Origin of the sequence: Truepera sp. (assembly GCA_032027045.1) — a bacterium.
GTDB lineage: Bacteria > Deinococcota > Deinococci > Deinococcales > Trueperaceae > JAAYYF01.
This window is the reverse complement of sequence record JAVSMU010000001.1, coordinates 324,901-345,102: the sequence shown is the minus strand read 5'-3', so window position 1 is coordinate 345,102 and position 20,202 is coordinate 324,901. Positions and strand designations below refer to the sequence as shown.

The 20,202-nt window shown below is 67.0% G+C and carries 22 protein-coding genes; 8 read left to right on the top strand and 14 right to left on the bottom strand.

What is annotated here, in order from left to right:
• Positions 1-145 precede the first annotated feature (145 nt).
• Positions 146-556 carry a hypothetical protein gene (locus ROY82_01475; GenBank protein MDT3681136.1) on the bottom strand — a complete coding sequence of 137 codons (411 nt, stop codon included), beginning with the start codon at positions 554-556 and terminating at the stop codon, positions 146-148.
• Positions 557-831: 275 nt separating this feature from the next.
• Between ROY82_01475 and ROY82_01470 the strand changes: the two genes are divergently transcribed.
• Positions 832-1,623, top strand: coding sequence for an SDR family oxidoreductase (locus tag ROY82_01470; protein MDT3681135.1), 792 nt, complete (start codon positions 832-834; stop codon positions 1,621-1,623).
• 84 nt (positions 1,624-1,707) lie between these two features.
• Here the strand turns inward: ROY82_01470 and ROY82_01465 are convergent, their stop codons facing one another.
• Together ROY82_01465 and ROY82_01460 are read right to left on the bottom strand one after the other, a co-directional pair.
• A complete protein-coding gene (locus tag ROY82_01465) occupies positions 1,708-2,184 on the bottom strand; it encodes an Hsp20/alpha crystallin family protein (protein ID MDT3681134.1) in 477 nt (158 codons plus the stop codon).
• Between the two features lie 181 nt (positions 2,185-2,365).
• Positions 2,366-2,671, bottom strand: coding sequence for a hypothetical protein (locus ROY82_01460; GenBank protein MDT3681133.1), 306 nt, complete (start codon positions 2,669-2,671; stop codon positions 2,366-2,368).
• Positions 2,672-2,931: 260 nt separating this feature from the next.
• On the opposite strand from ROY82_01460, the gene ROY82_01455 reads away from it, so the two are divergent.
• Positions 2,932-3,744 (top strand): SprT family zinc-dependent metalloprotease, encoded by an 813-nt coding sequence (locus ROY82_01455; GenBank protein ID MDT3681132.1) that lies wholly within the window; start codon positions 2,932-2,934, stop codon positions 3,742-3,744.
• 12 nt (positions 3,745-3,756) lie between these two features.
• Here ROY82_01455 and ROY82_01450 read toward each other — a convergent pair whose 3' ends face one another.
• Positions 3,757-4,896, bottom strand: coding sequence for an FAD-dependent oxidoreductase (locus ROY82_01450; protein MDT3681131.1), 1,140 nt, complete (start codon positions 4,894-4,896; stop codon positions 3,757-3,759).
• Positions 4,893-6,368 carry an MDR family MFS transporter gene (locus ROY82_01445; GenBank protein MDT3681130.1) on the bottom strand — a complete coding sequence of 492 codons (1,476 nt, stop codon included), beginning with the start codon at positions 6,366-6,368 and terminating at the stop codon, positions 4,893-4,895. The genes ROY82_01450 and ROY82_01445 overlap by 4 nt, the downstream gene beginning before the upstream one ends.
• Before the next feature lie 377 nt (positions 6,369-6,745).
• Here ROY82_01445 and ROY82_01440 point away from each other — a divergent pair, with 377 nt between their 5' ends.
• The gene (locus ROY82_01440) at positions 6,746-7,435 is read left to right on the top strand and encodes a sugar transferase (protein MDT3681129.1); all 690 of its coding nucleotides are present in this window, start codon (positions 6,746-6,748) and stop codon (positions 7,433-7,435) included.
• Between the two features lie 58 nt (positions 7,436-7,493).
• On the opposite strand, the gene ROY82_01435 is transcribed toward ROY82_01440, so the two are convergent.
• A complete protein-coding gene (locus tag ROY82_01435; protein MDT3681128.1) occupies positions 7,494-8,213 on the bottom strand; it encodes a metallophosphoesterase in 720 nt (239 codons plus the stop codon).
• A gap of 125 nt (positions 8,214-8,338) precedes the next feature.
• Positions 8,339-9,442, bottom strand: coding sequence for a tellurite resistance/C4-dicarboxylate transporter family protein (locus ROY82_01430; protein ID MDT3681127.1), 1,104 nt, complete (start codon positions 9,440-9,442; stop codon positions 8,339-8,341).
• 160 nt (positions 9,443-9,602) lie between these two features.
• On the opposite strand from ROY82_01430, the gene ROY82_01425 reads away from it, so the two are divergent.
• From ROY82_01425 to ROY82_01405, 5 genes are all read left to right on the top strand, one after another.
• Complete coding sequence (locus ROY82_01425) at positions 9,603-10,349, top strand: VOC family protein (GenBank protein MDT3681126.1); 747 nt, start codon at positions 9,603-9,605, stop codon at positions 10,347-10,349.
• Positions 10,350-10,526: 177 nt separating this feature from the next.
• Positions 10,527-11,321, top strand: a complete 795-nt coding sequence (locus ROY82_01420) for an ABC transporter ATP-binding protein (GenBank protein MDT3681125.1) — start codon at positions 10,527-10,529, stop codon at positions 11,319-11,321.
• Positions 11,318-12,637 (top strand): FtsX-like permease family protein, encoded by a 1,320-nt coding sequence (locus tag ROY82_01415; protein MDT3681124.1) that lies wholly within the window; start codon positions 11,318-11,320, stop codon positions 12,635-12,637. The genes ROY82_01420 and ROY82_01415 overlap by 4 nt, the downstream gene beginning before the upstream one ends.
• Before the next feature lie 60 nt (positions 12,638-12,697).
• Positions 12,698-13,111 carry a peptide-methionine (R)-S-oxide reductase MsrB gene (gene msrB / locus ROY82_01410; GenBank protein ID MDT3681123.1) on the top strand — a complete coding sequence of 138 codons (414 nt, stop codon included), beginning with the start codon at positions 12,698-12,700 and terminating at the stop codon, positions 13,109-13,111.
• 117 nt (positions 13,112-13,228) lie between these two features.
• The gene (locus ROY82_01405; GenBank protein ID MDT3681122.1) at positions 13,229-13,471 is read left to right on the top strand and encodes a GlsB/YeaQ/YmgE family stress response membrane protein; all 243 of its coding nucleotides are present in this window, start codon (positions 13,229-13,231) and stop codon (positions 13,469-13,471) included.
• A 50-nt stretch (positions 13,472-13,521) separates the two neighbouring features.
• Here ROY82_01405 and ROY82_01400 read toward each other — a convergent pair whose 3' ends face one another.
• From ROY82_01400 to ROY82_01370, 7 genes are all read right to left on the bottom strand, one after another.
• Positions 13,522-14,211 carry a hypothetical protein gene (locus ROY82_01400; GenBank protein MDT3681121.1) on the bottom strand — a complete coding sequence of 230 codons (690 nt, stop codon included), beginning with the start codon at positions 14,209-14,211 and terminating at the stop codon, positions 13,522-13,524.
• A 242-nt stretch (positions 14,212-14,453) separates the two neighbouring features.
• Positions 14,454-15,707, bottom strand: a complete 1,254-nt coding sequence (locus ROY82_01395) for an FAD-dependent monooxygenase (GenBank protein MDT3681120.1) — start codon at positions 15,705-15,707, stop codon at positions 14,454-14,456.
• Between the two features lie 36 nt (positions 15,708-15,743).
• Complete coding sequence (locus ROY82_01390; protein MDT3681119.1) at positions 15,744-17,078, bottom strand: MFS transporter; 1,335 nt, start codon at positions 17,076-17,078, stop codon at positions 15,744-15,746.
• A 93-nt stretch (positions 17,079-17,171) separates the two neighbouring features.
• Positions 17,172-17,657 carry a DUF2249 domain-containing protein gene (locus ROY82_01385; protein MDT3681118.1) on the bottom strand — a complete coding sequence of 162 codons (486 nt, stop codon included), beginning with the start codon at positions 17,655-17,657 and terminating at the stop codon, positions 17,172-17,174.
• A gap of 63 nt (positions 17,658-17,720) precedes the next feature.
• Positions 17,721-18,323: an HAD-IA family hydrolase gene (locus ROY82_01380; protein MDT3681117.1), complete on the bottom strand. Its 603-nt coding sequence runs from the start codon at positions 18,321-18,323 to the stop codon at positions 17,721-17,723.
• A gap of 67 nt (positions 18,324-18,390) precedes the next feature.
• Complete coding sequence (locus tag ROY82_01375; GenBank protein MDT3681116.1) at positions 18,391-19,287, bottom strand: carbohydrate ABC transporter permease; 897 nt, start codon at positions 19,285-19,287, stop codon at positions 18,391-18,393.
• Positions 19,288-20,193 (bottom strand): sugar ABC transporter permease, encoded by a 906-nt coding sequence (locus tag ROY82_01370; protein MDT3681115.1) that lies wholly within the window; start codon positions 20,191-20,193, stop codon positions 19,288-19,290.
• Between the last annotated feature and the right edge of the window lie 9 nt (positions 20,194-20,202).

Genomic DNA, 20,202 nt, shown 5'->3' with positions numbered 1-20,202 from the left:
GAAGTCTCATGCGGCATCTAATCACGGCAACACGACCTGGGCGGTGCTCACGGCCGTGTGATGAGCCACGTGACGAACGGACCCGGCACCACCTTAGCGCCGGGTCCGTGTACTCGCTGGGCGGGCGTAAGGCCGCCGCGAAGCTCTACTTGGTGCGGGTGAAGTGGATGAGCCGCTTGTTTAGGTCCACGCCGTCGACTTTCCAACCGGCCGAGATCCACGCGAGTGCCTGTGAGTGCGACTCGGTGTTGGCCCACCAGGCGCGGTGATCCTGTGCGGACTGGGGAAGGGGCGCACCCATCACGGTGGTGATCTCGTCGAAGCTCATCTCGTAGGCCTTGAGGTCCTTGCTCACGTTCGCGAGGTGACGGTGCAGCGGTGCGTAGCGGCTGCTGGGAGAGAGGGTCGGAGGGGCACCGTTCGCGGCGCGGCGCCTACCGCGGGGCGCGGCCGACTCGTCCACCAAGTTGGCACCACCCATCCAGGCGCCAACCACGCGGTAGAAGTCGCCGACACGGTCTTCGGGTATGAGAACGATCACTTCGGTCAATGCCATCGGGGGTCTCCAATCCCGGGGGGAATCTTGCGGTTCACAGTGTAACGGCAAGAAGGCCCGGGGTAAAGTCTCGGTTACATAGTACACCCTCGTGGAGCATGGGGTAGGCGACTACTAATAGGTGAAACTTCGAAAACGAATAGGCTTCAATGGGTGCCCTGGCGCCGCCGGGGTCCGTTCTTCAAGGTGTATTCGGCCCGAACCGCAAGCATCGGTACGTTCGGCGATGGACCGCAGTTGGGCAACGGTATCGTAGCCTCGTTTAGGAGGCGAACATGGACCTTGGACTGGCGGGTAAACGCGCTCTCGTGCTGGCAGGCACCAGCGGCCTGGGGCGGGGAGCCGCGACCGCCCTGGCCGCCGAGGGCGCCCGGGTGGCTCTTTGCGGCAGGGAGCTTGGCAGGGCGGCGGGGGTGGCGAAAGAGATCTCACAGGTCACGGGCAGTCAGGCGGTCGAGGGTTTCGCTTGCGACGTCTCGAGCGCGAACGACCTCGAGGCGCTGGTCGAGAACGCGGTCGCCTTCCTGGGTGGACTGGACGTGCTGGTCGCGAACGCCGGGGGTCCGAGCGCGGGTGGCTTCGACGCCCTGGACGACGACGCCTGGTCGACCGCCTTCGAGTTGACGCTCATGAGCGTGGTCCGCTCGGTCAGGCTGGCGCTCCCCCACATGCGCGCCGCTGGGGGCGGCTCGATAGTCGCCATCGGCTCCTCGAGCGTCCGCAAGGGCGTCTCGAACCTCACACTCTCGAACACCTACCGGCCGGCGGTGCAGGCCCTGTGCAAGGACCTGGCCACCAACCTGGCCCCCGAGGGCATTCGGGTGAACGTGGTCTCGCCAGGACGCATCGAGACCCCTCGCATTCGCGAACTGGATGCGAACACGGCCCACAGGCTCGGGATCAGCCCTGCCGAGGCCCGGGCCCGCAACGTCGAGTCCATACCCATGGGCAGGATCGGGAATGTGGAGGAGTTCGGTAACGTGGTCGCCTTCATCGCGAGTGACGCCGCGTCGTACGTGACCGGCACCAGCTTGCTCGTCGACGGTGGCATGGTCACCTCGATCTGAGGACCCCCCAGGGAGCCGAAGTAGGTGCGGCCCACGGAACGTTCCGTGGGCCGCGCTTGCTTCTAGCCTGATCCGGCTCGTTGCTCAGTGGTTGTCGATGGCGATCTTGCGCGCCTTGGCCTCCGCGGCCTTCGGCATCGTGAGGATCAGGAGGCCCTGGTCCACCCGCGCCGTGATGCGTTCAGGGTCCACCCCGGCCGGAACGGTCACGTTCCGCTGGAACTCGCCCCGGACGATCGCCTTGGACCAGTAGCGGCGTCCGCCGTCCTCGGACTCGTCGGTCTCGGGCAGGGTGCCGCGGATGCTCAACTGCCGACCCTCGAGGCTGATGTCGAGTTGCTCGGGCCGCAGACCGGGAACCGCCATCTCAAGCACGACGTTGTCGCCGTCCTCGTACAGGTCGATGGGGTACGGGTTGGCGAACAGCGCGCCCTCGGCGCGGCTGCTTACCGGCTGCAGCAGGCTCTCGAACTGCTGGAAGAAGTCGTCCATCGTGCCGCCTTGGCTCAGGTAGCGCGCCAGTGGACGAGTGCGTACGTTACTGCTCTTGACTAGTGGCATGACTCACCTTTCCGTGGCGACGTCCGAAGGGTGATCGGTGTTGTTTGCACAGGGTTCGGGTGCTGCGCACGTCGACGCCACCACCATCGCCGACATCATAGAATCTGAGTCGTGCGTTGTCAAGTTTACTGCGCTCACACTTCTCTTAGGGGCCCCGGTTCGAGGCTGCGCCGGCGGCGCCTCAGCGAATGAAGTCCACCGTGCCCCTCACGATGATGAGCAGCACTCCTACCGCGGCCAGGGTGGCCAGCGAGCGCGAGACCAGCCAGATGCGTTTCGAGCCCAAGAGCCACTCGAACAAGTAATCGTGCCCGCCGTCGTCGCCCAGCCAACGAGCAAGCATGGTGAGTGGGCACTTGCCCCCGAAGCCGACGTAGATCGTGGCCTCGACGCCGACGGCCACGAGACCCCAAACCATGAGTGCGTTGCGCGTGCCGGTTACGCCGCAGTAGATGAGGTAGCCGGCGGCGGCCGCGAAGACGAGCACGGCAAGACTGTGCAGAGCCTTGACGGCGACGCGCGAAGAGACCACGAGGGGGTTCGGCCGCGGCCTAGGTAGGTACCACTTCGGTTGGGACAAGAACGCCTCCCTCCAGAGCCGAATCTGCCGGCAGTCTACTGCCTCGATACACCAAGTCGGCCACCCTACATCGCATGCCGCCATGACCCGGTGCGAAGGTCCGGTCGCGCGGCGGCGCCCCGCACATTGTAGGCACCTCCCTCATGAACCCGTGCGACAGTGGCACCATGCCGAAACGAGCGGCCGGGCCGTATGAACGAAAGGCAGCAGCCGGTGGCGCGGGGAAGCCCGGGACGAGAACACTCACGACGATCGCCGGCCTCGAACTCGAGGTCGTGAGGAAGCGGGTCAAGCGGCTGAGCCTTCGCGTGTACCCGCCCGACGGACACGTGCGTCTCACGGTGCCCACCCACGCCAAGCAACGAGAACTGGAGGCTCTGGTAAGGGAGCGCTCGGACTGGATCGAGCGTCACAGGAGGCGCTTCCGGACGCTGGCCGCGGCCGGAGAGGCGCGCTACGTTGCCGGCGAGACCCACTACCTTCGCGGTCGTCCGTACCGATTGGAACGGAGCACCGTGAACGCCCGGCCCGGCGCAGCGGGGCGCGCGAGCCTGGAGTTGAACGCCGGGTCTCTCCTGCTGCGCGCGCCCGAGGCGAGTACCGAAGAAGACCTGCGGCGTGCCTTCGACGCCTTCTACCGCCGGACATTGAAGGCCGACCTGGACCCTCTGGTCGGCCGTTGGGAGGCCCACCTCGGGCGCAACGTAAGCAGCTTCGGGATCAAGCGCATGACCACGCGCTGGGGAAGCTGCAACCCGCGGGCCTCACGGATCTGGCTGAACCTGGAGCTCGCCAAGAGGCGCCCCGAGCTGCTCGAGTACGTCGTCGTGCACGAACTGGCCCACCTCTACGTGCCGAACCACGGCGCGGACTTCAAGGCGCTGATGTCACGGCTGCTCCCGAGCTGGCGCGAGCTCGGCGCGGAACTCGACGCCTGGCCGATCTGGGCGCGCCTCCCCCCACCCGACCCTCCGGACTGAGGTTCATCGCAGTCAGCTGCCACCGAAAGCCTCCCACTCGGTGGAGGGCAACCCCACCGCCCGGCGCGCCGCTGCCCGCCCCAGGACCGCCCCGATGACGTTACCGGTGCCGTTGTAGGCGCCTAGCGCCCACACCCCGGCGCGAACTTGCTCCGCCACTGGCAATACGCCATCGACGTAGCCCACCGTCGCCGCCCAGCGGTGAGTGATGGGCGCCCGCACTCCCAGCGCGTCATGCAGATAGCCCTCCAGCAGCTCCTGGACGGGCCCGCTAGGCTCGGGGTCGTCCGTCCACTCGGCAGCTCCCCCACGGTCACGAAAGCCCCCGAGCGCGATCCTGCCGAGCGGGTCCTGCTGGTAGTACTCGAACCCGTAGCGGCGATAGACGGGCCGCTGGAAGCGGACCTCGTCTGTCGGCGCGGTGCCGAGCATCTGTAGGCGCACGTCCCTCACCCTGCCGGACAGCTCCGGCAGCAGACGCGCTAGGTGCCCGTCGACGGCCACTATGGCCGCACCACACACTACCTCGCCGCGCTCGGTACCCACCCGCGTGCCGCTCAACTCGGTAACGCGGCTCCGCTCGAACAGCTCCGCGCCCCCGGCCAACGCCGCGCGAGCCAGCCTCCGGCAACGCTCCAAGGGGTTGAAGACGGCGTCCTCCTCGAACAGGAGCCCGACTCCCTCGGGACCCTCGTACCTCTCCACGGGGAGGCCGTCCTCGCGCATGGCGGCGTACTGGGCTTCGCAGTCAGCACGTTCTCCCTCGTCGGCGGCCACCCGCAGCGAACCCACCCGCCGGGCCGTGGGCCCTGCAGCCGCCAGCTCGTCCGTTACGCCCTGCCGCGTGAGTTGATAGAGGTGGTGGGCCCGCTCGGCGCCCAATGCCCTTCGAGCGTCGTGATAGAAGGCGGCGGTGCCCGCCAGCAGCAACCCGCCGTTGCGGCCCGCCGCCCCGGCGGCCACGCTTCCGGCATCGAGCCCCACCACGCTGACGCCCAGGCGCCTTAGTTCGAGCACGGCCGCCAGGCCCGAGCCGCCCAGGCCGACGACGCACACGTCGGCGAACCTGGTCCCTTCGAGGCTTCCGAGTTCTCGCCACGACCCCAGTTCCCAGAGGGGCACGTTGCCACCGGGACCCATGGAGGGGTTCACGTGAGCCGCCTGTCTCGCGGCAGCAACCACGTAAGCAGGCAAACCCCGGCGCTGATGACGAACACCCCCACGTACACGGTGTGAAGGCTGGAGGCGAGGATGGCCAGCGTGCCGGCGTCGACCGCCGCAGGGTTGCCGCCAGGCTCGAGAAGCGCCTGGACCTGCTGCAAGACGTCGTTGTCGCCACCTCCGGCGCTGCGCGAGAGGGAGAGGTTAAGTACCGCGCCTAGGGCGGCGGCCCCGACCGAGTTGCCGAGCAAGCGCATGAGCATGTTGGCGGCCGTGGCGGCGCCGCGCCTCGACCAGGCGACGGACGACTGGATGGTCACGATCATGGTGGTCATGATGAACCCCAACCCCACCCCGACGGCAAGCGACGAGAACGCGACCCACCACGGCCCCCGTTCCGGCGTGAGCAAGAGGTAGAGGAAGCCGCCGAGGGCCGCGGACACGCCCCCGATGCGCCCCGATATGGCGGGGCCGAGCGGCACTATCAGCCGGCCTGCCACCAGCGATGCCAGGGTCCACCCCACCGACATGGTCGTGAGCGTGAGCCCCGCGACGGTGGGCGAGTAGCCCATGACCCCCTGCACGTACGTGGGCGAATAGGTGATCAACCCGATCATCAACATGCCGCCGGAGAAGGTGGCGGCGTCGGCCAAGCGGATCAGCTTGTCGCGCCAGAGGTCGATCCCTATCAGGGGCGTGGCGCTGCCGAGCTGCCGCCGCACGAAGACGACCCCGGTCGCGAGCGACAGCGCCGCCAAGGCGCCGGCGGGAGCGGGGCCCCACTGCGGCCCCTGCGTGAGGAGAAGCATGAAGGAGCCGATGGCCAGGAACATGAGCACGGCGCTCGTAGTGTCGAGGCGCTGGTCCGTCCGCTCGATCGACTCGTGCAAGAAGAGCGACAAGCCCACCATCGCGGCGATGCCGAACGGGACGTTGAACCAGAACACCCACGCCCAGTGGGCGTTCTCGACGAGAGCACCGCCGAGCAGGGGACCCAGCACGGCGGACACGCCCCACACGCTCGACAAGTACCCCTGCGCCTTGCCGCGTTCGTTCACGTCGTAGAGGTCGCCCGCCAGCGTCGAGACGGTCGGATAGACCGCGCCCGCCCCAAGCCCCTGGATAAGGCGGAAGGCCACGAGCATGGGCATCGTGGTGGCGAAGCCACACAGCGCCGAACCGACCAGGAACACGCTGATGCCTACGAGCAGCACGGGCTTGCGGCCATGAACGTCCGCCAAGCGGCCGTACAGCGGCGTGGAAGTCGCCTGCGCGAGGAGGAAGGCGGCGAACACCCAGGCGTAGTACTCGAAGCCGCCAACGCTGGCGACGATGCTCGGCATGGCCGTTGCGACGATCGTGCCCTCGATCGAGGCGAGTGACATCGTCAGCATCAGGAAGCCCATCACGACCCCACGCCGTTGGCTGGTGGACGTGGGCGGTAGACCGGGGGCAGCAGGCATGTGCGCAAGATCATAAGCTGGTTGCTCATCCAACCAAAGGCTAGAGTCGCAGTGTCGTCAAGTGTTGCTGCTCCGCAGATGCCGACCGGCGTCGCGTGCGGGCAGCCCGCTCGACGCGTGAACAAGGGCCACGTAAGTGACGGATCTTCGTTGCCCCGTGACCACGCCGGTCTAGAGTCCGTCCACGGATTAGCAGTGGCCCGCCGATCCTGGGGGGAACCAGAGGTTGTCATGTCGATCCCCGACGCTGCCCGTTCGCGATTCACAGCCAACTGCCGTTACCGCTTGGCGTTGCCCGGCGAGCCTGTCGGGTTTCCGAACTCCTCGACCGCTCAAACCTGCTTGCCGGTACAGTACTGTTTGGGAGTGGGCGCCTGATGCGATCGAAGTTCGACTTGACAGTGGCAGGGTTGACCCTTCTCCTGCTCTCTCCCCTTCTAGGCCTGGTCGCGTTAGCGATCCTGGCCGAGCGGAAGGGGCCCGTGCTGTTCAAGCAAGTTCGCGTCGGTCATCTTGGCCGGCCCTTCGACATCTTCAAGTTCCGGACCATGGTCGTGGGTGCCGAGAGCCTAGGTAGCAGCGTGACCGTCGCGGGTGACCAGCGCGTGACCCGCTTGGGACGATTCCTCAGACGCACCAAGCTCGACGAGCTTCCTCAACTGTGGAACGTAGTACGAGGCGAGATGGCCCTCGTCGGGCCTCGCCCGGAAGTCCCGGAGATCGTTGCGTACTACACACCCGAGATGCGGCGAATACTGACCATACTCCCCGGCCTCACATCGGTTGCCAGCCTTGATCTATTCGACGAGGAGGGACTGTTGGCAGGCGCAAACGACCCCGACGATTTCTACATCAAGGTCTTAGTGCCGGCAAAGGTCTCCTACGCTATGGTCCATGTGGACGATCGATCGTTCAGGTTGGAGCTTGCCACGCTTTGGCGGACGGCAGCTGCGGCCCTGAATCGGATGCTCGGCAAGTCATCCGGCGGTGAGCTCATGAGCCGGATGCGTGAAAGCCTGATAGCTGCCAACGAGGCCGACTATCACGTGGTCGAGGACAGCGCCTAGCGCGATCGCCCCGACGCAAGACCCGGCGATGACTCGTGTGGGCCGCCGCCCGCAGCGCTCACTGCGGTTCCAACTCGAGAAAGACGAGTTCCGGTGCGCAGAGAAGCCTGAACGGGACGAGACTGACACCCAGCCCCCGGGACACGAAGGCGGGTTCTGGGGCTTCAACCCAACCCTGCGCGTAGCGCGCCCCGTATTGAGAAGACGTGACCAGCGGCCCAACGAACGGCAGGCAGACCTGGCCTCCGTGGGTGTGGCCGCAGAGGATCAGGTCGATCGGCCTACCGGCTGCTGCCGTCGGCCCCAGGTCCGGAATGACGTCGGGGTTATGGCTGACCAGAACCCTCGCTCCTTCACCGTCGGCCAGCCCCTGGAACGTCCTGCCCACGTCCGGTGAGCCACGCCTGAGGTCGTCGAGACCCCCGACGACAAGGTCCTCGCGGAGCCGCACACCCTGGTTCACGAGGAGCGACGCCCCGGCGGCTTGCACGGCCGCGTGCAGCGGCGTCAGGTCAGGGTAGCGGACCCGATCATGGTTACCCGGCACGGCAACGACGCCGAGGCGGCTGGTGAGACGGGAGCCTTCCGCCACCAACTCCGTAAGATCACCGGCGTAGAAGCGGTCCACGAGGTCGCCACCAAGCACGACGAGGTCGGGGACCAGGTCGTTACTCGCGTCCACCCACTCACGCAACTGGCGCCTGCCCATGTAGGGTCCAAGGTGAAAGTCGGCGAGGAACGCGATCGTCAACGGCTCCGTGAGTCCTCGCACTGGCATGGTGTGATGAGAGACACCGAACGCGTAAGCCTCGCGTACGACCTCGCCGGCAAGGAGTCCGCCGGCCAGCGAGGCCCACCCCAGACCCTTCAGGAACCGCCTGCGAGAAGGCTTATCGGGGCCCGTCACCTCCTGCGGCTCCCACCAAGAAGGCGCGCACCACCGCGCGTCCCGAACCCCGACAACCACATGGCCGCGTACGTGATGAGCCAGGCGGCCGCCGCCACCCACGCGAACACCAGCGAAAGGTCGAGCATGGCCTGTAGGCCGACATGCTGCGCGAGTTGATGGGTAGCCACGCTGTACATGCCCAGCGGGAACACGAGCCCCCAATACTCGGGTGCATAGCGTAAGGGGTAACGGGCCACCAAGTGGCGCCACACGCCGAACACCACCAGGAGCGGTATCCACCAACTGCCGAAGGACCAGAACAGCAGGGTGAAGCCGGACAAGAACGGCCTGACCATGCCCCAGATGGGCTCCGGACCGGTCACGGACAGGAGCGTGGCCCCGGTGAGCGTGGTTATCGCCAGGGCGCCCATGTTGATCCAGTAGGGCGGGCTCAGGTCCGCGGGGTGGATCGGGAGGAACGTGAAGCGGTAGAAGATCAACCCGATGACAAGCAGGTATAGGACGCTGCCAACGAGGAACAGGCAAAGACTCACGAAGACGAGTTCGGCGCCCCCCCAACCGCGCGCACCGTCCAACTGTGCGCCGAGAAGCGCGACGGCCTGGGTGGCCACCACCGCCAGCAACCACGAGCCGCTGATGGCTCGATCGAGACGCGGCTTGGCCCTCCTCAGCGTCACCGCGGCGAAGAAGGCGTAGATGATCAGGAGCCAGAGCCCGGCCGCCACCAGCCACAAGACACGCGCCAGCTCGAAGCTTCCGAGGAGAAGCTGCGCCTGCCCCCCGAGGACGCCACTGGCCGCGACCCACGTGAAGTAGCCGGGGCCCCGCACGTGATCCACCAGGTCACGCAGCGTGCGGCCCGGGTAAAGCAGCAGCCTGGCGACGACGAGGAGGATCAGCAGGCCGTAGGTGGCCAGGTTGAGCCACGTGAGGGCCAACGCCAACCCCCCGGCGCCCGCGAGATCCAACGCGAGCGCCACGATCCCGGTCGCCATCACCAGCCCGAAGTACTCGGGAGGGAACTCCCTGACGAGCGAGCGCAGGGCGCCGTCGGGTCGGGTTCCCGGGACCTTACCGGTGCTCGCCTCGCCCGTCACCCTCCCGAGCCCGCTTCCGCCATCATCCGAGGATTCTAGCCCCGCTCGAGGCGCCGCGAGGCGGAAGGCGCCCAGTCACGAGAAGCGCCCGGTGACGAGAGGCGCCGCCCAGCGGGCGAGTACACGGCATGATTGAACCGGGGTAGTCGAGGAGGTATCCATGGCAACGCGCACCGAGATCAAGCCAGGCCACCCGGTCTGGGCGGACGTCATAGCTCCGGACGTCCGCGAGGCGGCAGACTTCTACCAACACTTGTTCGGCTGGGAGTACGAGGTCGGTGGCTCCGAACTCGGCTTCTACCGCACGGCCCTCGAGGCCGGTCGGAAGGTGGCGGGCATCGGCGACGCGTACAGCCCTGATGCGCACATGGCCTGGACGGTCTATTTCGCGACACCCGACGTCGTCAGGACGGTGGCGAGGGCGAACGAGCTCGGCGCCGCCGTCGTCATGGAGCCCGAGGAGATCCCGCAGCAGGGCATGGTCGCCATGGTGTCGGCGCCCGGTGGTGCCACCTTCGGTCTGTGGCAGGCCTTTCACCATCCTGGTTTCGAGCTGAAGTCGGAGCACGGCGCCTACACCTGGTGCGAGGCCGGTGTCTCCAACGTGCAGGCGGCAACGGCCTTCTACTGCGCCCTCTTCGGCTTCGGCAGTTCGGCTTCGGCCGATGGTAAGCACCAAGTGCTGTCGCTGGACGGCGAGAAGCTCGCGGGCGTGAGCGGGCGGCGTGACGACCAGGAAGCAGACGAGTGGACGGTCTACTTCCAGGTCCACGACACCGATGCAGCGGTGGCGGCCGTACAGGCGGGTGGCGGCAGCGTGCTGTTCGGACCGAGCGACCAGGCCGAGGGCCGGGTGGCCGTATTCAGCGACCAGGCCGGCGCCCGCTTCGGAGTCCTCAACCCTTGACCGCCCGTTCCCGACAACTCTCGAGGTGACGGTGACACGCCCTTGACCACGCCCGGGACGCCCAACGGGCGTCCCGCCTACCCAAAACGCAACTGGCTCCAGGTCCTCCCCTCGAATCCCCTCGAAGGTAGGGCACCGGACGGCCCGAACGTTGGCCGACGTGCGAGACTGGTGGCCGTGAATCAGCGAACCGAGGACCAGTCCGAACCAGTACACACCAAAGGTGGGGTGGCGCAACCCCGCCCAACCGGGCCGGTGACCGGCACCAAGGGGCCAAGCAGCGTGGTGAGGGCGACCGGCCTCTCCAAGGCTTACATCAACGGCGAGACCCGCTTCGAGGCGCTAAAGGGTGTGTCGCTGGACGTCCTGGCGGGCGAAACGCTCGCGATCCAGGGCAAGAGCGGCTCGGGCAAATCGACCCTGATGCACATGCTGGCGCTCCTCGACTCCCCCACCGAAGGGAGCATCGAGGTCAACGGGATCGACGCCAGGTCGCTCAAGGACAAGGAACTGAACCGCCTACGCAATTCCACCTTCGGCTTCGTGTTCCAGCAGTTCTTCATGATCCCCAGCGCGACGGTGCTGGAGAACGTCATCCTGCCCCTCAAGATCGCGGGCATGGGTTCGCGAGAGCGACGCGAGCGTGGGCTCATGGTGCTCGAACAGGTCGAGATGGCGGACAAGGCCGGCAACCGGGCCACCGACCTCTCTGGTGGCCAGAAGCAGCGCATGGTGATCGCGCGGGCCATCGCCAACGACCCGCAGGTGATCTTCGCGGATGAGCCTACGGGTAACCTCGACAGCGTGACGAGCAAGGTGATCGAGGACCTCCTCTTCGACTTCAACCGCACAAGGGGCATCACCGTGGTGATCGTCACCCACGACGAGGACCTGGCGCTGCGCTGTGGCCGCCGAGTCATCCTGAAAGACGGGGAGATCGTGGCCGAGCACGTAAGTGGGGCTCAGGCATGAGGCCCCGTGAGATAGTCTCCACCGCCATCGCGAACACGTTCCGCAGCAAACTCAGAACGCTGCTCACCTCGTTGGCGATCTTCGTGGGGGCGTTCACCCTCACTCTCACTAACGGCCTGGGTACGGGCATCACGCGCTACATCGACGGTCAGATAGGCAGCCTCGGCGGTCAGGACCTGCTGTCGGTGTCCAAGGCCTCCACCGATGACGGACCCTTCGGCCAGTCGGACGGACCGCGGGAGTACGATCCCGATCGTCAGGTCATCAAGGCCGGGGGAGGCTTCAACCTCGAAGCCATCGGCCAGGACGACCTCGACTTCATCGCCGGCCTGCCCGGAGTCGTCTCCGTCGAACCCGTGCGCCTCGTTGCGCCTACCTTCATAGAACATGACGGCGGCAAGAAGTTCGAGCTCTTCGTCTCGCCGGCACCGAGCGGCCTGACGGTCGACCTTGCGGTGGGCTCGCAGATCTCGGCTACGGGACTTCGCTCCGTGCCCGGTCATGACGAACCACTGCCGGAGCTACTCCTGCCCGTGGCCTACGTCACGCCCATGGGGTACGCCTCTAACCAGGACGCGGTGGGGTCCATGGTGAGCATCTCGGTGGCCGACGTACAGGGCAAGCAGCATCTCGTACAAGCAGCCGTGGCGGGAGTGCAGCAACCAAGCCTGTTCGGCGACGCCGTCACCGTGTCGCGCCCCCTGATGGACGAGCTCTACGCGGCCCAGACCACCGGCCTGCCGGCGGCCGTAGCCAACGTCTACAGGGGCGCCACGGCGCACCTTAAGCCCGGGCTCTCCAAGGCAGACCTACGCCAGTTGAAAAGCGACCTCAAGGAGCATGGCCTCACCGGCCTCACGCTCGCGGATCAACTCGGGGCCATTAACAGCGTCATCAACGGGATCGTCGGCGTGCTCAACGCCTTCGCCGGCATCGCCCTCGTGGCCGCCGGCTTCGGCATCATCAACACCCTGCTGATGGCCGTGCAGGAACGTACGCGAGAGATCGGCCTCATGAAGGCGATGGGCATGGGGGCCGGGAAGATCTTCGCGCTCTTCTCGAGCGAGGCCGTGTTCATCGGGTTCCTGGGCAGCGCCGCCGGGGCGCTCGTGGCGATAGTCGCGGGCACGCTCGTCAGCGACTGGCTGTCACGGGGCCCATTAGCCGACCTCTCCGGGCTGCACGTCCTCGCCTTCGATCCGCTACGTGTAGCCGTGGTCATCGCCGTGGTCATGCTTCTCGCTTTCTTAGCGGGCACCTTGCCGGCAAGCCGGGCCGCGAGGCAGAACCCGATCGACGCGTTGCGTTACGAGTGAGCGTGCCGGCCGGTCGCGTCCGAGGCGGCCCGGGCCCCGGGCCGGCACTACAATCGGTGCATGAGAAACGATACGCAAGCAGGCGGGAAAACCCCTGACGCGACGCCACTGCGAGAGCGCCTGACGCCTCTCGCCTGGCGCGTCACGCAAGAAGCCGGCACCGAGGCGCCCTTCACGGGTGCCTTCTGGGACCACTTCGCCGCGGGCGACTACCACTGCGTGGTGTGTGGGACCCAGTTGTTCAAGTCCGGTGACAAGTTCCACTCCTCCTGTGGCTGGCCCAGCTTCTCGGACGTGGCCGCGCAGGGTCACGTCACGACGCACGAGGACCTGAGCCACGGCATGCACCGGATCGAGGTCAACTGCGCCCACTGTGGGGCTCACTTGGGCCACGTATTCCCTGACGGCCCTGAGCCCACTGGGTTGCGCTATTGCATCAACTCCGCCGCGCTGGAGTTCGAACCCCAGGACTGACCGCTGCGGCGTGTACCGGACCAACGAGAGCTGCATCCGTACCTATCCTTGCGAGCAACTGATGCTAGCGTCAGCGAGCACGCTAGTTTAGATACGACTCGTTGGAGGAGGGCTTCCATGAGCATCCTGTTGTTCATCATCCTAGGAGCACTGGCAGGCTGGCTAGCCGGCGCCATCACCGGTACCGGGGGCGGGATATTGACCGACATAATCGTCGGCATCATCGGCGCCCTCCTGGGCGGCTGGCTCTTCCAGGAGTTCGGCAGCGCCGGCATCACCGGGTTCAACTTCTACAGCCTGCTCGTGGCGGTCGTCGGTGCCGTCATCCTGTTGGTGATCCTCAAGGCCGTCAGGCGCTGAGCAGCGCACGAGTGGCACGTGCGCCGGCAGACGGGCCGTGTCGGCGTCGGCTAGGTGTTGGCCCGGTTCGGAACCTCGCCCACGAACGCCTCCAGCCAGGCCCTGACTTGCGCCACGTCCTCCTCCACCAGCTCGTGGCCCGCGGCAACCGAGATCTCGCTGACGCGTGCATTGGCGTGCGTAAGGTAAGGCGCCAAGTCGCGCGCGTAGGGCGCGTACGCGTCACGCACTCCGTGGAGCACGAGCACGGGCTTGCCGCCCAAGTCCACTTCCGGAGGCTCGTCGAGCGGCATGACCGCCCTCAGCAGGATCGCGGCCGCGAACGCGTCGGCGTCGTACGCCAAGGTGGCCAGGGCGATGTTGGCACCGTTCGAGTAGCCGCAGGCGACCAGACCCCGCCGATCGAAGCCGTAAGTATCGGCCGCAAGGCGCGCGAACCGCCCAAGCGCCTTCGCCTCGGAAACGAGGTGCGCCTGGTCGTAGCTGGTGGCGCTGAAACGCCGGAAGAAGCGGGTGACCCCCTCTTCGTTGGAGCGTCCACGCACACTCAACAGGTTGGCCTTCGGCGCGACGAGCCTGCCCAGGCCCACCAAGGAGTTCTCGTCTCCTCCAGTGCCGTGCAGCAGCAACAGCGTCAGGGGGCCCGCATTGGTGCCGCGGTTCGGCACGGTCCCCCTCGCAACTGCCGCATCTGCCTCAGCAGGTACGTAACGGTGCAACCAGCCTAAGTCGGGCGCCATGCGTCATCCTCTCGCTACCGAGCGTCTATGGCCGCCCCGTGCAGGCCGAGGCCGCCACCTACCGAAGATCATCGTTGCATGCTGTTCCGGTTCTCGCCGCCCACATGCCACGACCGGGCACCGACCAAGCGAAGGGAACTTCATTGCACCACGGGTCATCTCCCGGTTCTCACGGGCCCCGCGACTGTTCGAAACCTGCGTGAATGGCGGCAGGACTGCTTTCAAGCGCTAGCGGTCGCGGTTCAGTCGAATCCCAGGAAGCGCCTCTTGGCCGCTTCGTCGCTCGGCGCGTCGGGCCCGAGGCCGACGATGTCCGGGACCCTGCTCGGGTCGCGCGCGTAGAGGGGCCAGAGTCCTGCTCGCATCGCGTCTGCGGCCGTGCCGGGCGTTCGGTACACTTCTCTCAGCCACGAGGTCTGCCTATGCAAGGACTCGTAATCGCGGGTCGCGGTCGCCGCGTAGGCCCTTCCCGCCTCTTCCAGCGCGTCCGGCTGGAAGGAGCCCACTCGCCTGATCTCGTCCGTTAGGGCCCTCACGCCCCTCAGCGTCAGGGCCATCCCGCAACCGAAGCTCGGGTCACTGGCCGCAGCGGCGTCGCCTACCAGGGCCGCGCCCTTGCGGTAAGGCGACTCGACCCACACGTCCGCGCCCGAGAACTCCGCGAGGGGGCCGGCGACCTCGGCCTGCTCGAGCCAGGAGCGCGGAACGCCGGCTCCTTCCGTGATCCGCCTCAGGTCCTCGAACGCCGCCTTCCCAGTCAGCCGACGCCGCCCGGTCTGCAGGTCGTAACCGCCGTAGACACGAGTCCTACGGGCATCGATGGGTAACACCATGGCCAAGAGGCCGTCGCTCGGAGCGAAGAACACGTGAGCAGTGTCGCGCGCCGCTTCCGTGAAACCCACCTTGGCACCAGTTACCAACGCGCCCGCGAACATCGGCCCCTCGGGATCGGCGCTCACCTCGAAACCACCCCAGACGCGTGTTCGCGACGTTCTACCGTCGGCGCCGATCACCAAGCTGGCGAGGTAGTCATTGGTGAGCCCGCCTATCCGCGCCTCGACCGAGTGCAGCCGCTGGCCACCCGGGGCCGCGTACAGGCCGGTCGCCACCGCACCGCGCAGCACCTCGGCGCCGGCCCGTTCGGCCGACTCGAGCATGGCGGCCTGGAGTTCGGGGTGGAAGAAGGTGAGGGCGGTGAGACCGGCTTCCAGCTCCGCCGCCAGGTCACGTGGAGCTGCCCGGGCCACTCCCGCGACGTGAGTATGCCAGTACCTCAGCGGCCGACTCACGGCCGCTAGCGGACCGTCGAGAACGCCGAGGCGCTCCGCCTCCACCACGCCCCATGGGTACAGGACGTCGCCACGGATCCGGTCGGCGAAGCGGTGCTCACGTTCGAGCACCAGCACGTCCGCACCGTCGCTGGCGAGCCGATGGGCGCAGGCGGCGCCCCCCACGCCCCCGCCTATGACAACTACGTCGTAGACCCTAGGACTCACCCCAAGCTCCCAACGCCCCGCGAACCGGTGCCAGGCTCAACCGGCCGCCGACGCCCTGCCCTGGGCGTGTGGCAACCGCGCCACCACCCACAGGAGTGGCGCACTCACGGCCGCTCCCGCGATACCCATGGCGAGGTAGCCGGAACGGGCCATGATCAGGCCCCCAAGCAGGGTCGCGGCGGCGGCGGCCCCTCCTACCAGCAGGTCGTTGAAGCCCTGCATCCGGCCCTTCTCGGCGGGCGAGAGGGCATCGGCCAGCAACGCCGACCCCGCCACGTAGCAGAAGTTCCAACCGAGGCCCAGCAGGAAGAGCGCGAAGGCCACTGGCAGGAGGTTCGGGGACAACGGCGCCAGCAGGCAAGAGGTCAACAGGATAGCTGCCCCGATGCCCAGCACCCGCCGGCGCCCCCACTTGTCCGTCAACCAACCCGACAAGGTAGAGAACGCGTACATGCCGAACGTATGGCTGGAGAAGACCACCGAGATGTTCATCAGACTGTGCTCCATCTGGTGCATGTGCAACGACGTCATCTGCATGAGCCCCACCATCACCATGTGCGCCAGGACCACGCTCGTGACCGCCGTGCGCACGGCGGTGTCGGCCAGCAACTGCCGCAGGCTCCGGGCTTTCGCTTGCACGCGCGTCCCGGCCTCCTCGAACGCGATCGCGTCGCCGATCAGGCGCGGTTCCGGCCTGAGCGCGACGAACAGGAGAATGGCCGTAAGCAGGTAGCCGGCGCCGGTGGCGAGGTAGGGACCGGCGATCTCGTTCCATCCCCACGACGTCACGAGGCGCCCGGTCGGCGCCACCAGGATCGGGCCAAGGACGCTGCCCACGGTGCCGCCGAGCACGACCGTCGAGATGGCGCGTGCGCGGCGTGCCCTCGGGTTGACCTCCGCAGCGACGAAGCGGCCGAGCTGCACGGCGGAGTTCCCGGAGCCGGTGATGAAAAGCGCTACCAGGACGAGCATGAAGTTACCGCTCGCCACCCCGATGAGCGAGAGCGTGGCTCCGAACGCGCCGGTGAGCAGCGCGGCCGTGAGGGCGCCACGGCGCCCAACGCGATCGGACCGGCGGCTCCAGAAGTACGCGCCTACGGCAACGCCGATCTGCACGACGGCCGCCGGTAGGCCGGCGAGTGAATCCCGTCCAGACAGCTCGGCGCCCACGATTGCCGCCACCGTTGCCGCGGCGATGGAGCCGGCGGAGCCCAGGCTCTGGCTGACGAAGAGGGCGGCCGTGATGCGCCGGGCATGCCGCGCGCGTGTTGCAGAATCGCTCAGGGACGAGGAGGCGGCGGCGCTGATCGCGGGTGCGCCGATCACGCCGAGTGTGGCCTCGGCCTCCAGGTTGGCTGGGTCGGGAGTCACCCAGCCAGCCTACTCCCGAAGCAGCGACCGTTCCGCAACTGCGAAGTGTGAGGGCTGCCCTTCCCCAACGGCGGCCGGGGCGCCACGCTGCGCTTACACCCTGCCGATACGCACCCTCCACACTTTCGGCCCCTCTTCCACGGGATCCCAGGAGAACTCACCGGGGTGCTCGGCGGCGAACTGGTAGTAGAGCGGCTTGGGGTCGTGGTCGTTCACGAGCACGAAGGCCTTGCCGGGCTTTAGCGCGAAGTAGGTCTCGAAGATCACGCGGTGACGCTCGGCCGGGGAAAGGTGCCGCACTTCGAGCAGCTCGTCGTCCGCTTCGGCGGGGGCGGGCTTGGGTTTCACCGTGCGGGTCAGGTAATGCAGCGTGCCGTTGAGGCGCTCTCCCTCGCGGGGCCACTGATGCCTGAGGAGCGTCCAGCCCTGCGCGGCCAGCTCGCAAGCCGCATCGGCCTGGCCGGCATCTCCGAGCGCCTTCAGGGCGGAGTCGAACAGCTTGTTGAGGCGGGCGATCGCCGCCTCCGGGGTGACCGGCTCCGGTACGGCCGTATTCCCTGCGGGTTCTGATCGTGACATGGAAGTAACTTAAGCTCGGCCGGGAAGCGCGCTCCATGACCTGGGCCATGGCGCCGGCGCCAGCTATTCCGCCGCGCTCTCACTCGTCTCGGCGAGGGCGGCTTCCAACTCCGCGATGGCCCGTTCCTGGCTCACGAACTGCAAGGACCTGATTCCCAGCGAGGCGGCCGCGGCCACGTTCACCGGCAAGTCGTCGATGAAGACGGCAGCGGCCGGACTGGCCGCCTCGGCAGCCAGGATGCGCAACCAGAAGTTGGGGTTGGGCTTCGAGACGCCCATGAGGTTGGAGGCGTAGACGTGGTCGAAGACTGCGTAGTCCCCGCGGGCCAGGTGTACCTCGTAGTGGGCGTCGATGGTGTTGGTGCCGACCACGACCCGCGCGCCCGCGGCCTGGAGGCGTTCGACCAGCGCATACATGGCGGGGCGCCGCTCGGGGGCGAAATAGTCGCGCCAGGGCTCTCCCGGAAGGGTCAACCCTGTGAGGGCCTCGAAGCGCGCCCAGTAGTCGGGTGCCGTGAGCGTCCCTTCGTGCAGCTCGTCGGCGCCGGCCGCCTCCATCATGGCCCTGAGCTCGCCGAGGTCCAGGCCCAGGGCCGGGGCCATCGTCGACGTCACGTCGAAGCCGTCCACCATGACGCCGCCCATGTCGAAGATGAAAAGCCTCATGAGGTTCTCCCGCCGCGGACGCAGCTACCCAGGCTGTCGCGGCGGGTCCGGGGTGAGCCGCGCGCCTTCACTCCTTACCGGCCGAGAAGACGTTGGCGCCCTTGAGGAAGTACTTCGCAAGGCTGAAGAAGATCACCAGCATCGGGATGCTGGCCAGGGCCGCCACGGCCACCATCGCGCCCTCGTTGGTGGTCTTCTCCTCCATGAACGTCACCACGTACAAGGGCATGGTCTTGAGCGCAGGCTTCTGCACCACGAGCAGCGGCCAGATCAGGTTGTCCCACTGCTGCTCGAACGTCAGGACGGCCAGCACGGCCATCACGGGCAGCATGTTGGGCACGACGATGCGGAAGAAGATGCCCAACTCGGAGGCGCCGTCGATGCGAGACGCATCGATCAGCTCGTCCGGGAAGGTGAGCAGTGACTGGCGCATGAGGAAGACCCCGAAGGCACTGAGGAGGAACGGCACGATCAAGCCCGCGTAGGTGTTCTGCATCCCGAGCCCCGTGACGACTACGTACAGGGGGATCATGACGGTCTCGAACGGGATCATCAGCGTGGAGAGGATGAGCATGAAGACGACGTTGCTGCCGCGGAACCGGAGCTTCGTGAGGCCGTAACCGGCGGCGGTGGAGAAGAGCACGGTGGTGAACGCGACGCTGCCGGCAACGATGACCGAGTTCAAGATGGCGCGTGGGAAGATGAACTTGCCGTCGTTACCACGGATCGCTTGCCAGAAGTTGTCCAGATAGAGGCTCTTCGGCCACCATTCGAACGGCATCCGCATGATGTCCTTCGCAGGCATGAACGAAGCTATGAACATGAAGGCGAGGGGCGTAAGCACGAGCGCCACCGCCAGGACCAGCACCACCCAGCCGAGGACGTTGAGGACGGACTCAACGAGGCTGCGCCCCCGCACGACAGTGGCCACGGAGCGCCCCCTGGTCACGGCTTCAGTTGCCATTCAGGCGTCCTGCCTTCCCGAGAGGCGGAACTGCAGCAGGGCCAGCACGAACATGACGAGCAGCAGCACCACGCTCATCGCGCTCGCCAACCCTATCTGGTAGTCGCGGATTCCGGTGTTGTAGATCCCGAGTGTCACCACGTTGATGGGCTCGAGCGGAGCCCCGGCGCGAGTGAAGAGGTACTGCGTGCTGAACGTGCGCATGCAGAAGATCATGGCCATGATCGATACGAGCAGCGTCGTTGGCTTGAGCAGCGGCAAGGTGATGTGGCGGTACAACTGCCAGCCCGTGGCGCCGTCCACCCTTGCGGCCTCCTTGACGCTTTGCGGGATGGCCCCGAGCCCCGCGATGAAGATGATGGTGAAGAATCCTAGCTTGCCCCAGAAATATACGAGCACGGTGGAGAACCTGACCATGTCGGGGTTCGCCAACCACTTGCGGTCCACGCCGCTGACGCCCAGCACGAAGTTGACCCACTGGTTGGCGATGCCGCGCGGGTCGAGCAGCAGCAGCCACACGGCGGCGGCCACCACGCCCGGGATCACTGCGGGCGAGTACAAGGACATCTGAAAGAAGCGTTGCAGCCTGAGCCGGGACGCGATGAGGCCGGCGAGGAAGAGGCTGACGAGCACCAGGGGCACGGCCGTGCTCACCGTGAAGAGGCCGGTCGCCTTCCACGAACTCCAGAAGGTGGCGGAGTTGACCAGGTCGACGTAGTTGCGCAAGCCGATGAAGCGCGGCGGGCGCAACGAAAGGACGTTCTTGCTGTGGAGGCTCAACCAGAACGCGTTGAAGATCGGGTAGAAGCTGAAGACCGCGAAGTAGGCGAGGGCTGGGAGTACGAACCCCCAGCCCCACAGAGCCCTCCGGGTAGCGACCGTTATTACGGGCTTCCTACGGGCCACCGATGCTGC